Origin of the sequence: Streptomyces sp. NPDC059524, from assembly GCF_042749255.1 — a bacterium.
Lineage (GTDB): Bacteria > Actinomycetota > Actinomycetes > Streptomycetales > Streptomycetaceae > Streptomyces > Streptomyces xanthii.
Map to the genome: position 1 here is coordinate 11,095 of NZ_JBHYTK010000060.1, position 13,446 is coordinate 24,540.

Here is a 13,446-nt window from a genome sequence, read left to right on the forward strand (position 1 = left end):
GGGCGCCGCCGGGGGGGGGGCGGGGGGCCCGCCCCCCAGCCAAACAACAACCGCCCGGGCGCCACCCCGGTGTCGGCCCCCCCCCCCCCCCCCGCCCGAAGACCGCTCAGCCGTCGGAGACGCCCAGCTTCTCGAGGATCAGTTCCTTGACGCGGGCCGCGTCGGCCTGACCCCGGGTCGCCTTCATGACGGCGCCGACGAGCGCTCCGGCCGCGGCGACCTTGCCGCCCCGGATCTTGTCGGCGACGCCGGCGTTCGCGGCGATGGCCTCGTCCACGGCCGTGGACAGCGCGCCCTCGTCCGAGACGACCTTGAGGCCGCGCTTCTCGACGACCTCGTCCGGCGTGCCCTCGCCCTTGAGGACGCCCTCGATGACCTGGCGGGCCAGCTTGTCGTTGAGGTCGCCCTTGGAGACGAGCTCGGAGACCCGCGCCACCTGCTCGGGCGTGATCGCCAGCGCGGCGACCTCGACACCCTGCTCGTTGGCGCTGCGGGCCAGCTCGCCCATCCACCACTTGCGGGCGGACGCCTGGTCGGCACCGGCCGCGATCGTGGCGACGATGGGGCCGAGCGCCCCGGCGTTGTTGATCGACTGCATGTCGTGGGCGGTGATGCCCCACTCGTCGATCAGCCGGTTGCGCTGCGCGAGCGGCAGCTCCGGGAGACCGGCCCGCAGTTCCTCGACCCACGCGCGCGCGGGGGCCACCGGCACCAGGTCCGGCTCGGGGAAGTAGCGGTAGTCCTCGGCGTTGTCCTTGATGCGGCCGGAGGTGGTGGAGCCGTCGTCCTCGTGGAAGTGACGGGTCTCCTGCACGATCGTGCCGCCGGAGGACAGCACCGCGGCGTGGCGCTGGATCTCGTAGCGGGCGGCGCGCTCGACGGAACGCAGGGAGTTCACGTTCTTCGTCTCGGAGCGCGTGCCGAACTCCTTGGTCCCGTTGGGACGCAGGGAGAGGTTCACGTCGCAGCGCATCTGGCCCTTGTCCATGCGCGCCTCGGACACGCCGAGGGCACGGATGACCTCGCGCAGCTCGGCGACGTACGCCTTCGCGACCTCGGGGGCCCGCTCGCCGGCGCCCTCGATCGGCTTGGTGACGATCTCGATGAGGGGGATGCCGGCGCGGTTGTAGTCGAGCAGCGAGTGGGACGCGCCGTGGATGCGGCCGGTGGCACCGCCGACGTGCGTCGACTTGCCGGTGTCCTCCTCCATGTGGGCGCGCTCGATCTCGACGCGGAAGACCTCGCCGTCCTCCAGCTGCACGTCGAGGTAGCCGTTGAAGGCGATGGGCTCGTCGTACTGGGAGGTCTGGAAGTTCTTCGGCATGTCCGGATAGAAGTAGTTCTTCCGGGCGAAGCGGCACCACTCGGCGATCTCGCAGTTGAGCGCGAGGCCGATCTTGATGGCCGACTCGACGCCGATCTCGTTGACGACCGGCAGCGCGCCGGGCAGGCCGAGACAGGTCGGGCAGGTCTGGCTGTTGGCGTCCTGCTTCAGCTCGGTGGAGCAGCCGCAGAACATCTTCGTCTTGGTGCCGAGCTCGACATGGACCTCGAGGCCCATGACGGGGTCGTACGCAGCGAGGGCATCCTCGTACGCCACCAGGTCAGTCGTGACAGTCACGGTGAAACTTTCCCTCTCAGCCCAGCAGGACGTCGTCGTCGCCCAGGCGCTTGAGCTCCCGGTAGAGGATCGCCAGGCCGGTTGCGATGGCGGCGGCGGACACGGCGGCGTCGACCAGCCGCAGCATGTCGTTCTCGTTGCGGGCCAGCTTGGCCTGCTTGGCGACGCTGATCGCGCCGAAGGCGGTGCTGGCCAGCGACACGTAGACGCCGGTCTTGGACTTCTTGAAGTTCTTGGCCTTCTTTGCCATGGCACTCACAGCGACGGAGCCTCCTCGAGCAGCGGGTGGCCCCACTTTTCCACGAAGGCGGCCTCGACGGCGGCGCCCACCTTGTACAGGCGGTCGTCCTTCATGGCGGGGGCGATGATCTGCAGGCCGACCGGCAGCCCGTCCTCGGGGGCCAGGCCGCAGGGGAGCGACATGGCGGCGTTGCCGGCCAGGTTGGTCGGGATGGTGCACAGGTCCGCGAGGTACATCGCCATCGGGTCGTCGGCGCGCTCGCCGATCGCGAAGGCGGTGGTCGGCGTCGTCGGCGAGACGATGACGTCCACCTGCTCGAACGCGGCCTCGAACTCGCGGGTGATGAGCGTACGGACCTTCTGGGCGCTGCCGTAGTACGCGTCGTAGTAGCCGCTGGACAGGGCGTACGTGCCGAGGATGATGCGGCGCTTGACCTCGTCGCCGAAGCCGGCCTCGCGGGTGAGCGCGGTGACCTCCTCGGCGGAGTGCGTGCCGTCGTCGCCGACCCGCAGGCCGTAGCGCATGGCGTCGAACCGGGCGAGGTTCGAGGAGCACTCGGACGGCGCGATCAGGTAGTACGCCGACAGCGCGAGGTCGAAGGACGGGCAGTCCAGCTCGACGATCTCGGCGCCCAGCGACTTGAGCAGCTCGACGGACTCGTCGAAGCGCTGCACGACGCCGGCCTGGTAGCCCTCGCCGCGGAACTGCTTGACGACACCGACGCGCATGCCCTGGACCGACCCGTTGCGCGCGGCCTCGACGACCGGCGGGACCGGGGCGTCGATGGACGTGGAGTCGAGCGGGTCGTGCCCGGCGATGGCCTCGTGCAGCAGCGCCGCGTCGAGGACCGTACGGGCACAGGGGCCGCCCTGGTCGAGGGAGGACGAGAAGGCGACCATGCCGAAGCGGGAGACGCCGCCGTAGGTGGGCTTGACGCCGACGGTGCCGGTGACGGCGGCGGGCTGGCGGATGGAGCCGCCGGTGTCCGTGCCGATCGCGAGCGGGGCCTCGAAGGCGGCGAGGGCCGCGGAGGAACCGCCGCCGGAGCCGCCGGGGATCTTGGTGAGGTCCCACGGGTTGCCGGTCGGGCCGTAGGCGCTGTTCTCCGTCGACGACCCCATGGCGAACTCGTCCATGTTGGTCTTGCCGAGGATGACGACGTCGGCGGCCTTCAGCTTCTTGGTGAGCGTGGCGTCGTACGGCGGGATCCAGCCCTCGAGGATCTTGGAGCCGACCGTGGTCGGGATGCCCTCGGTGGTGAAGATGTCCTTCAGCGCGAGCGGGACGCCGGCCAGCGGGCCGAGCTTCTCGCCCTTGGCGCGCTTCTCGTCGACGGCGCGGGCCTGCGCGAGGGCGCCCTCGCGGTCGACGTGCAGGAAGGCGTGCACCTTCTCGTCGACGGCCTCGATCCGGGCCAGGTGGGCCTCGGTGACCTCGACGGCCGTGAGCTCGCCGGAAGCGATCTTCGCGGCGATCTCGGCGGCGGTGAGCTTGATGATGTTCGTGTCCGTCATGACTTCTTAGTCCTCCCCCAGGATCTGCGGCACCTTGAAACGCTGCTGCTCCTGGGCCGGGGCGCCGGAGAGCGCCTGCTCGGGGGTGAGCGACGGACGGACCTCGTCCGCGCGCATGACGTTCGTCAGCGGCAGCGGGTGGGAGGTCGGCGGGACGTCTTGGTCGGCGACCTCGCTGACGCGGGCGACCGCGCCGATGATGTCGTCGAGCTGGCCGGCGAAGTGGTCGAGCTCTTCGGGCTTCAGCTCCAGACGCGCCAGCCGGGCGAGGTGGGCGACCTCCTCGCGCGTGATGCCAGGCATGCAGCGATCCTCTGGGGTGAGAGTGTGTGGTTTGGGGCCAATCCTATGGGGCGCGGACCCGTGCCCGGTAAACGGTTTGCCCCTGGCCCGCTATCGGCGCCGTCCGTCCCATGCCGGACCGGACAGGAAGTGGTTGTCGTAGCGCTCCTGCACCTCGAGGATCGACTCGGGGGAGAGCTCGCCCAGGGCGATGCGCTGGAGGTGGCAGAAGTACTCGAAGCGCTCGACGCCCGGGGTGTTCACGATGAGCAGGTCGGCGTCGGAGCCGGGCACGGCGGCGAACGCGTGCGCGGTGCGGGGCGGCACCACGATCAGGTCGCCGGCCTCACCGGTGATCACCTGATCCCCCGACAGGAACTCGGCGGCGCCGTCGAGGACGTAGAGCATCTCGGCGCTGCGCTCGTGGTGGTGCGGGAGCGCTCCGTTCGCCCCGTCCTTCATCGTGATGCGCTGCGTGGACACTCCTTCGGTGGGGCCCGGCCGGGTACCCGGATCGGCGCGGGTCAGCCCAGGGGGCGGGGGTCGTCGCCCGGCGCGGCCGGGAGGGCCGCCGGGGTGCGCTGCCAGCCTCTGGCGCCCCGCGCGCGCAGCCACGCCGTCGTCTCGTCGGGCGGCATCGCGGCGGCGACCAGCCAGCCCTGCACCGCGTCGCACCCCAGGTCGCGCAGGCGCTCCCAGGTCTCGTCGTCCTCGACGCCCTCGGCCACGACGAGGAGGCCGAGCGAGTGGGCGAGGTCGACGGTGCAGCGGACGATCTCCGCGTCCTCGGCGTCCACGGCGAGCCGGGCGACGAAGGAGCGGTCGATCTTGAGCTCGCTCACCGGGAGGCGGCGCAGGTGGACGAGGGACGAGTAGCCGGTGCCGAAGTCGTCGAGGGACATCTTGACGCCATGGCCGGTGAGTCCGGCCAGGGTGTCGGCGGCCCGCTGCGGGTCCTCCAGGAGGACGTGCTCGGTGATCTCCAGCTGGAGCGCGCCGGCCGGGACACCGTGGCGGGCGAGCCGCGCGGCGACGGATCCGGCGAAGCCTGGCGTGTGGACGTCGCGCGGCGACACGTTGACGGCCACGGGGACGCGCAGGCCCTGGGCGCGCCAGCGGGCGACCTGGGCGAGCGCCGTCTCCAGCACGTACTCGGTGAGGACCGGCATCAGGCCGGAGGACTCGGCGATGGCGATGAACTCGTCCGGGGGCACCTTGCCGCGCTCGGGGTGCACCCAGCGCACGAGCGCCTCCAGGCCGGCGACCTGGCCGTCGAAGCGGACCTTCGGCTGGTAGTGCAGCTCGACCTCGCAGGCGTCGAGCGCGCGCCGGAGGTCACCGAGGAGTCCGAGCCGGTCCGGGGTGTTGGAGTCGCGCTTCGACTCGTACACCTCGACGCCCGTACGGTCGCGCTTGGCCTGGTACATGGCGACGTCGGCGCGGCGCAGCAGCCCCTCGGCGTCCAGCGCGTGGTCGGGGAAGACGGCGAGTCCGGCGCTGGCCTCGAGGACGAGCGTCAGCCCGTCCAGGTCGAGCGGGGAGCCGAGCGTGGCGACGAGGCCGCGGGCGACGCGGGTCGCGGAGGTCGTGGAGTCGGCGACGGGCAGCAGGACGGCGAACTCGTCGCCGCCGAGCCGGGCCACTTCGGCGCCGCGCGGCAGGGCCTCGCGCAGCCGGTCGGCGATCTGCAGGAGGAGCCGGTCCCCGGCGAGGTGCCCGAGGGTGTCGTTGACCGAACGGAACCGGTCGAGGTCGATCAGCATGAGGGCGCTGCGGGCGCCGATCCGCTCGGCGTCGTCGAGGGCGGCCCAGGTCCGCTCGAGCAGCCACTGCCGGTTCGGCAGGCCGGTCAGGGGGTCGCGCAGCTGCTCCTCGGCGCGGGCGCGCGCGATCCACAGGGTGGAGTCGAGGGCGATGAGCGGGATGGCGAAGAGCGGCAGCAGTACGGGCAGGGCGACGGCCACGACGCAGACCAGCGGCGAGATGCCGAGCAGGGCGACGGCGACGAGGCCGTGCCGGGCGAGCGTCGTGCGGGCGACCGTGGGCAGGCCGGAGGGGCGCGGCGCGTGGACGTACCAGAGGAGGGTGCGGGTCACCAGGAGGTACCCGGCGGCGGCGAGGAGGATCTCGGGCGCTGCGGCGACGGTCCATGTGTCGGGCAGCCAGGGCGTCTCGACGGACGGCACGCGGCCGAACGCGGCGAGCACGAGGGCGCTCGCGCCGATTCCGAGGACGTCGATCGAGCCGTGCAGCACTCCTTGGCGCCAGCGGTGTCTGCGGGCCGCGCCGACGAGCACGACGACGGCGAGGCTGACCATGGCGGCGGGCACCCAGCCGTACAGGAGCAGTACGGCGAGGGTGAGGGCGGCGCCGGATCCGGTGCCGCCCCACCAGCGGTCGCGGCCGAGGGCGACGAGGTGGCCGACGATGATGCCGGTCAGGACGGCGAGGGACCAGCCGGTGCCGCCGGAGGGGAAGAGCGCGTGGTTCCCGGTGAAGGCCCGGTAGATGCCGGCGCCCACGACGACCGCCGCAAGGGTCACGACGGCGCCGGGCAGCAGGGGCAGGGCGAGGGTCCGCGCGGCGTCCGCCCGTTCGGGCAGGGGGTTGCGGGCGGGGGTGGCGGCGCCCACGGACCCGCCGGGCGCGATGCCGGCCGGTCCGATCGCGGTCCGGCTCGTGAGCCCGGTCGCCGGTACCGGGACGGCACTGTCGGGTGCCTGTCCGTTCCTCCCCGCGCCGAGGGCCGTCGAGCCCCCGCGCCACCAGTTGCGCCAGTTCACCAGACCACCGCGATCGTTCTCCCCGTGCTCCCCGTAACCGCTGTCGTCGCCGTCCGCGCGCCGTGTCATGGCGCGCAGCACCCTCCGGTGCGGGCGCAGGCGTGAGTCAGGGGCGGCGCTCTCGGTCGGTTCCATTCCCGTCCCTCTCACAGCCGGCGGTGCCCACGTCCGCTGCCCGTTCCCCCTGACTCCCGATGAGTTCCGGCGAGCAGGACACGCCCCGTCCGCGGCAGGACACGGCGGGCGCACCCCTCAACAGTAGGCCGCGGAAGGCTTCCACGGGCACCAGTCGGACGCGCCCGAGCACGGTTGCCCGAATGCGACCCGGCCACCCGTATGCATCTGATATGCGCCGAACGGGTGGCCTTCAACCGCTACTCCTCGGTCGGTTGTTCGGCCGGAAGTGCCACGTCGGCGGCGGCTTCCGGGCCCTGCTCCAGGAGCACGGCGAACCCGTCCTCGTCCAGGACCGGCACCTTCACCTGCATGGCCTTGTCGTACTTGGACCCCGGATTGTCACCGACGACCACGAACGACGTCTTCTTGGACACCGAGCCGGTCACCTTGGCGCCTCTGCTCTGCAGGGCCTCCTTGGCGACGTCGCGCGTGTAGTTCTGCAGGGTGCCGGTGACGACGACGGTCAGGCCCTCCAGGGGGCGCGGTCCCTCGTCCTCACCTGCGCCTTCGTCCTCCATGCGGACGCCGGCCTCGCGCCACTTGCGCAGGATCTCGCGGTGCCAGTCCTCGGCGAACCACTGCTTCACGGAGGCGGCGATGATGCCGCCCACGCCGTCGGTCGCGGCGAGTTCCTCCTCCGTGGCCTGATCGATGCGGTCGATGGAGCGGAACTCGCGGGCGAGCGCGGCGGCGGCGACGGGTCCTACGTGGCGGATCGACAGGCCGTTGATGATCCGGGCCAGCGGACGGTCCTTGGCGGCGGCGATGTGCTCCAGCATCGAGACCGCGTTCTTCTTCGGCTCGCCGGCCTTGGTGGCGAACACGTCGGCGATCTTGTCCTCGCCGGTCTTCGGGTCGCGCTTGGGCAGTCCGCTGTCCTGGTCGAGGACGTACGCCCGGATGGGCAGCAGCTGGTCCATGGTGAGGTCGAAGAGGTCGCCCTCGTCGGTCAGGGGCGGCTGCTCGGGCTCCAGGGGGCCGGTGAGCGCGGCCGCGGCCACGTAGCCGAAGTTCTCGATGTCGAGGCACTGGCGGCCCGCGAGGTAGAAGAGGCGCTCGCGCAGCTGGGCCGGGCAGGTGCGCGCGTTCGGACAGCGGAGGTCGATGTCGCCCTCCTTCATGGGCCGCAGCGGGGTGCCGCAGGCGGGGCACTCGGCGGGCATCACGAAGGCGTGCTCGGTGCCGTCGCGCAGGTCGACGACCGGGCCGAGGATCTCGGGGATCACGTCACCGGCCTTGCGGATGACGACCGTGTCGCCGATGAGCACCCCCTTCTTCTTGACGATCTCCTGGTTGTGCAGCGTCGCGAACTCGACCTCGGAGCCGGCGACGGTGACCGGCTCGACCTGGGCGTACGGGGTGACGCGGCCGGTACGGCCGACACCGACCCGGATGTTGACCAGCTTGGTGTTGACCTCTTCGGGCGGGAACTTCCAGGCGATGGCCCAGCGTGGGGCGCGGGCGGTGGAGCCGAGCCGGCCCTGGAGCGGGATCTCGTCGAGCTTCACGACGACGCCGTCGATCTCGTGCTCCACGGAGTGGCGGTTCTCCCCGTAGTGCGCGATGTACTTGCGGACGCCGTCGAGGTCGTCGACGACCCTGCTGTGCGTGGTCGTGGGCAGGCCCCACTCGCGCAGCAGCTCGTAGGCGTGCGAGAGGCGGTCGATGTCGAAGCCCTCGCGGGCGCCGATGCCGTGGACGACCATGTGCAGCGGACGGGAGGCGGTGACGCGGGGGTCCTTCTGCCGCAGGGAGCCCGCCGCCGCGTTGCGTGGATTGGCGAAGGGCTTGTCGCCGGCCTCCACCAGGCGGGCGTTGAGCCCCTCGAACTCCTCCATGGGGAAGAAGACCTCGCCGCGGATCTCCACGAGGGCGGGGATGCGGTCCCCCTGGAGGCGGTCTGGGATCTCGGCGATCGTGCGGACGTTGGGCGTGATGTCCTCGCCGACGCGGCCGTCGCCGCGGGTGGCGGCGCGGGTCAGCCGGCCGTCCTCGTACGTCAGGTTGACCGCGAGGCCGTCGATCTTCAGCTCGCACAGCAGGTGGTAGTCGGTCGTGCCGGCGTCCCTGGCGACGCGCTCGGCCCACGCGGCGAGCTCGGCGTCGTCGAACGCGTTGTCCAGCGAGAGCATGCGCTCGCGGTGCTCGACGGACGTGAACTCCGTCGCGTAGTCCCCCGCGACCTTCTGGGTCGGTGAGTCGGGGGTGCGCAGCTCGGGGTGCTCCTGCTCCAGCGCCTCCAGGGCGCGCAGCAGCCGGTCGAACTCCGCGTCGGACACGACGGGCGCGTCCTTCACGTAGTACCGGAAGCGGTGCTCCTCGACCTGCTCCGCGAGCCGGGCGTGCTCCTCCCGCGCCGCGGCGGGGACGGCGCCCCCGCCCGCGACCCGGTCGACCCGCTCGCCCTCGCCGTCCTGCCCCACCTGTCGGTCTTCTCCGGCTGCCACCGTCTCGTCCTCCCGTCAGCCTGCGTACGCGCTCACTGTGGTCACTCTGGGTTGTCCGCGAGCGACTTCGCCGCCCGGACGCAGTGGGCCTGCACCGCGCGGGCGTACGCGGGCGAGGCGCCCGCGAGGCCGCACGACGGCGTGACCACGACCGACTCCGCGAGCGACCCCGGATTCAGCCCCAGCCTGCGCCACAGCGTCCTGACACCCATGACGCTACCGGCAGGGTCCGACAACGGGCCGTCCACGCCGGGCACGACACCGGCGAACAGCCGGGTCCCGCCCTCCACGGCCTCGCCGAGCGTGTCGTCGTCACGCTGGGTGAGCAGCGAGAAGTCGAAGGAGATCGCGTCGGCGCCGGCCCGGCGCAGCAGCGCGAACGGCACGTCGGGGGCGCAGGAGTGGACGATCACGGGTCCGCCGTCCTGGACCGCCATGACCTCGCGCAGGGTGGACTCGACGAGCTGGCGGTCGACGGCGCGGTGGGTGCGGTACTCGCTGGCGGTCTTGATCTGCCCGCGCAGCACGGCGATGAGGGACGGCTCGTCGAGCTGGAGCACGACGCGGGCGCCGGGGACGCGGCGCCGGACGTCGGCGAGGTGGGTGCGCAGGCCCTCGGCGAGGGAGCCGGCGAGGTCGCGGCAGGCTCCGGGGTCGGAGAGCGCGGCCTCGCCGTTCCTCAGCTCCAGGGCGGCGGCGAGCGTCCACGGGCCGACGGCCTGGACCTTGAGGGGGCCCTCGTAGCCCTGGGTGAACTCCTCCAGGGCGTCGAGGTCCTCGCCGAGCCAGGACCGGGCGCGCTTGGTGTCCCGGCCGGGCCGGTCCCCGATGCGCCAGCCGCTGGGCTCCACGCGCGCGTAGAGGTCCACGAGCAGGCCCGCGGTGCGGCCGATCATGTCGGCGCCGGGTCCGCGGGCGGGCAGCTCGGCGAGGTACGGAAAGTCCTCGAAGGTGCCGGTGACGGTCTTGGCGGCCTCGCGGGCGTCGCCGCCGGGCAGGGACCCGACGCCGGTGGCGCCTCCGTAGGGGAACTGGCTCTCGTTGCTCACCCCGGAAGCGTACGTAACGCGCGCGGGGCGGTCAGCGGCCCGGGCGCACCGTCAGGTCGTTGACCTCCGCGTCGCGGGGCAGGTCGAGGGCCATGACGATCGTCGTCGCGACGGACTCGGGGTCGATCCAGCGGGAGGCGTCGTACTCCTTGCCCTCCTGCTGGTGCACCTTCGCCTGCATGGGGCTGGCGGTGCGGCCCGGGTAGACGGAGGTGACGCGCACCCCGTTGGGGTGCTCCTCGTGGCGCAGGGAGTCGGCGAGGGCCTTCAGGCCGTGCTTGGAGGCGGCGTACGCGGACCATTCGGCGTGGGCGTTCAGGCCCGCGCCGGAGTTCACGAAGAGCACATGGCCCTGGGCGAGGCGGAGTTGGGGCAGGAAGTGGCGGGTCAGCTCGGCCGGCGCGATCAGGTTCACGTTGAGCTGGTGGCGCCAGGCCTTGGGGGTGAGCTCGCCGACCTTGCCGAGGTCGACGACGCCGGCGATGTGCAGCAGCGAGTCGATGCGGTCGGGCAGCGACTGGTGGGAGAACGCCCAGGACAGCTTGTCGGGGTCGGCGAGGTCGCCCACCAGGGTCCGGGCGCCGGGGAACTCGGCGGCGAGTTCCTTGGCGCGGCCCGCGTCGCGCGCGTGGAGGTAGAGCTCGTCCCCGCGCGCGTGCAGGCGGCGGGCGACGGCGGCGCCGATGCCGGAACCGGCGCCGGTGATCACATGAGTTGCCATGCCCGCCATGCTCGCACTACTCGATGCCGCGGGACTCCTCCAGGTAGGCGAGCGCGCCGACGGGCTCCTCGGCGAAGAAGACCAGGTCGGTGAGCGGCACCGGCAGGAAGCCCTCGTCCTCCATGCGGCGGAACTGCTCCTTCAGGCCGTCGTAGAAGCCCTCCGAGTTGAGCAGCACGACCGGCTTGTCGGTCTTCCCGTGCTTCTTCAGTTCGAGAATCTCGGTGGCCTCGTCGAGCGTTCCCGTACCGCCCACCATGATGACGACGGCGTCGGCCTTCTCCAGGAGGAGCGCCTTGCGCTCGGCGAGGTCCTTGGCGACGACCATCTCGTCGGGCGCGGTGACGGCGCGCGCCTTGGTGGCGAGGAAGTCGACGGACACCCCCAGGAGCCGCCCTCCGGCCTCCGCGACCCCGTCGGCGACGACCTTCATGAGCCCGCTCTCGGAACCGCCCCACACCAGGGTGTGGCCGCCCTTGCCGAGCAGCTCGGCGAATTCGCGGGCGGGGCGGGTGTAGCGGGCGTCGAGGTCGGCGGCGGAGAGGAAGACACAGATGTTCATGCCACCTACCGTACGGCGCGCGCGGACGCGTGCGTGGACGCCTGCGTGGACGGGAAGAAAGCCCGGGGCGCCCGACGCTGCACCCTGTATGACGTCAGAAACCCCAGGGCACAACGAGCGCACCGGGCACACCATCACGGTGCGACAGGGCTCCGAGCACGTTCGCGTCGTCCACCAGGGGCAGGTGCTCGCCGAGAGCAGCCGCCCTATGGTGCTGCGCGAGACCGGCTGTCCCGTCCGCTACTACCTCCCCCGTGAGGACGTCCGCACGGACCTCCTGACGCCCTCCGACACGACGACGTACTGCCCCTTCAAGGGAACGGCCTCCTACTGGTCGCTCCCCGGCGCCGCCGACCTGGTCTGGTCGTACCCGGACCCGAAGCCCGAAGTGGCCGCCATCAAGGACCACTTGTGCTTCTACGCGACCGAACTCGCCTGACCAGACCGCTCCGCGTCAACCCGGCACCGTCAACGCGCCGCGCTCCGGTCACCGCAGCGGTGAAGTCCACCGCCGGTCCCTGAGCGCGGCGCGCACCGCGCCCCTCGCCCCTCCCTCCGGCGACCACTCCCCCACCGCCCCTTCCGGGACAACGTTTTGCCCGGCCGCCCGCTCCACGCACCGGCGAGCCGGCCCGTCCTTCCGGCAAGATCACCCTCACGCGACTCCGGACCGTTAATGATCTCGTACGGTCCGTTACGCTCCGGCGCTCCCTGATGCACCCATCGCAACAAGGAGGCCGTGTGCCCCAGTTCGACCCAGCCGCGTCCATGGATCTGACCGATGATCCGGTCCGGCAGCGCCTCTTACGGAAAGCCCTCGAAACCTTCCGGCGCGGCGACGGCGGCCCCGTCCTGGAGGAGATGGCGCGCGAGGTGCTCACCGGCCGCGTGAGCCTGCGCGAGGCCTGCCTCGTCCCCGCGTACGCCGAGGCCACCATCGACCGCGCCGGGGAGTTCCGGCGCCGGTGGGCCGCCATGTCCGACTCCGAGCGTCATGTACTGGCCCGGGAGGGCGAGTTGGAGACGGAGCGCGAGCGGGATCGCATGCGCGAAGAACGCGCGTCCCGCTACGCCCGCTGATCACCGCCACCCACCCGTTCCGGACCCGGAGACCCCCCCACATGACGCTTGCCGTCGAATCCTGCGACCTGACCGGATTCGCGACCCTGGTCCATCGCGCCAGCGAGGACTTCAAGACTGCCCGCACCTATCTCTCTCGGCACACTTCCATCGAATTCGCCATTGCGGCCACGGCCTGGGACCTGGCCTATGGAGACCACGCACAACAGGTGCGCGCGGCCGAGGACGTCCTGACCCGCTTCGAGACGATCCTCGACGCCTCGCACCGAGAACTCGACAAGACTGCCGGATGGTACGAATCCGTCGACCTGAAGGAGGCCCAGAAACTCGACGCCACCTATCCGGCACCACGGAAAGGCCCGGTCCCACGTCAACGGCCCAGCGGCAGCACGACGTTCAAGGATGTGTGCGACGCCCTCGAGCACCTCAAGCCCGCGGGCGGCGCGGACGGCTGGTTCGCATCACACCGCCACGAATTCGACTTCGCCCCTGTCAACAAGACCGTGGGGACGCTCTTCGACCTGGGCAGCCCCTCCGCCCTGGTGAACGAGGGGCTCAAGCTGGCATTCGACGTCGACGTTCTCGGCACCGTCTCGAACTGGCTGGCCGGCGACTGGCAGAACTACGTCGCCTGCGCCGACGCCTGGGACTGCCTCGGAAACTTCTGTGATGCCGCCGCGAAGAACATCCGGCACGGGAACGAAGTCCTCGGCCTGACGTGGCGCGGCAATGCCGCAGACGCCGCGTGGAAGTACTTCGAGCGCATGGCGAACACGCTCGAGTCCGCCGGAGACACATTCCATGCGCTGCGCGAGCACTACACAGGGATCGCGAAAATCGTGTTCTCGTTCGCCGACCTCGCCAAGGGCATCGTCGCAAGCATCTGCGACCGCGCCGCAGAAGCAGCGATCGCCGCGGCTGCATCCCCCGCGATAGCGACCACAGGAGTCGGTGTGCTCGGCTCCTTAC

The 13,446-nt window shown here is 71.6% G+C and carries 13 protein-coding genes; 3 read left to right on the forward strand and 10 right to left on the reverse strand.

Translation table 11 applies throughout. The annotated features are described in order from the left end of the window. Positions 1–106: 106 nt before the first annotated feature. From gatB to ACFW9D_RS18670, 10 genes are all read right to left on the reverse strand, one after another. Positions 107–1,621, reverse strand: coding sequence for an Asp-tRNA(Asn)/Glu-tRNA(Gln) amidotransferase subunit GatB (gene gatB / locus ACFW9D_RS18625; RefSeq protein ID WP_384623189.1), 1,515 nt, complete (start codon positions 1,619–1,621; stop codon positions 107–109). Positions 1,622–1,637: 16 nt separating this feature from the next. Further along, a complete protein-coding gene (locus ACFW9D_RS18630; RefSeq protein ID WP_188341295.1) occupies positions 1,638–1,871 on the reverse strand; it encodes a hypothetical protein in 234 nt (77 codons plus the stop codon). A gap of 5 nt (positions 1,872–1,876) precedes the next feature. After that, positions 1,877–3,376 carry an Asp-tRNA(Asn)/Glu-tRNA(Gln) amidotransferase subunit GatA gene (gatA, locus tag ACFW9D_RS18635; RefSeq protein WP_188336724.1) on the reverse strand — a complete coding sequence of 500 codons (1,500 nt, stop codon included), beginning with the start codon at positions 3,374–3,376 and terminating at the stop codon, positions 1,877–1,879. 6 nt (positions 3,377–3,382) lie between these two features. Beyond that, on the reverse strand, positions 3,383–3,679 hold the full coding sequence (gene gatC, locus ACFW9D_RS18640; RefSeq protein ID WP_018531282.1) for an Asp-tRNA(Asn)/Glu-tRNA(Gln) amidotransferase subunit GatC: 297 nt from the start codon (positions 3,677–3,679) through the stop codon (positions 3,383–3,385). 90 nt (positions 3,680–3,769) lie between these two features. After that, positions 3,770–4,246, reverse strand: a complete 477-nt coding sequence (locus tag ACFW9D_RS18645; RefSeq protein WP_384623221.1) for a cupin domain-containing protein — start codon at positions 4,244–4,246, stop codon at positions 3,770–3,772. Continuing rightward, the gene (locus ACFW9D_RS18650) at positions 4,183–6,576 is read right to left on the reverse strand and encodes a putative bifunctional diguanylate cyclase/phosphodiesterase (RefSeq protein ID WP_384623191.1); all 2,394 of its coding nucleotides are present in this window, start codon (positions 6,574–6,576) and stop codon (positions 4,183–4,185) included. Before ACFW9D_RS18650 ends, ACFW9D_RS18645 begins: the two co-directional genes overlap by 64 nt. Before the next feature lie 239 nt (positions 6,577–6,815). Further along, the gene (gene ligA, locus ACFW9D_RS18655) at positions 6,816–9,041 is read right to left on the reverse strand and encodes an NAD-dependent DNA ligase LigA (protein ID WP_384623223.1); all 2,226 of its coding nucleotides are present in this window, start codon (positions 9,039–9,041) and stop codon (positions 6,816–6,818) included. A gap of 65 nt (positions 9,042–9,106) precedes the next feature. Beyond that, the gene (locus ACFW9D_RS18660) at positions 9,107–10,114 is read right to left on the reverse strand and encodes a methionine synthase (protein WP_188336726.1); all 1,008 of its coding nucleotides are present in this window, start codon (positions 10,112–10,114) and stop codon (positions 9,107–9,109) included. 31 nt (positions 10,115–10,145) lie between these two features. Next, positions 10,146–10,844 carry an SDR family oxidoreductase gene (locus ACFW9D_RS18665; RefSeq protein WP_188336727.1) on the reverse strand — a complete coding sequence of 233 codons (699 nt, stop codon included), beginning with the start codon at positions 10,842–10,844 and terminating at the stop codon, positions 10,146–10,148. Between the two features lie 7 nt (positions 10,845–10,851). Then, positions 10,852–11,397, reverse strand: coding sequence for a TIGR00730 family Rossman fold protein (locus ACFW9D_RS18670; RefSeq protein ID WP_384623193.1), 546 nt, complete (start codon positions 11,395–11,397; stop codon positions 10,852–10,854). Positions 11,398–11,485: 88 nt separating this feature from the next. Here ACFW9D_RS18670 and ACFW9D_RS18675 point away from each other — a divergent pair, with 88 nt between their 5' ends. From ACFW9D_RS18675 to ACFW9D_RS18685, 3 genes are all read left to right on the forward strand, one after another. Continuing rightward, positions 11,486–11,836 (forward strand): DUF427 domain-containing protein, encoded by a 351-nt coding sequence (locus ACFW9D_RS18675; RefSeq protein ID WP_384623194.1) that lies wholly within the window; start codon positions 11,486–11,488, stop codon positions 11,834–11,836. Between the two features lie 302 nt (positions 11,837–12,138). Then, positions 12,139–12,477, forward strand: coding sequence for a hypothetical protein (locus ACFW9D_RS18680; RefSeq protein ID WP_188336730.1), 339 nt, complete (start codon positions 12,139–12,141; stop codon positions 12,475–12,477). A 41-nt stretch (positions 12,478–12,518) separates the two neighbouring features. After that, the coding region (locus ACFW9D_RS18685) for a hypothetical protein (protein ID WP_384623196.1) at positions 12,519–13,446 on the forward strand (928 nt) is incomplete at its 3' end.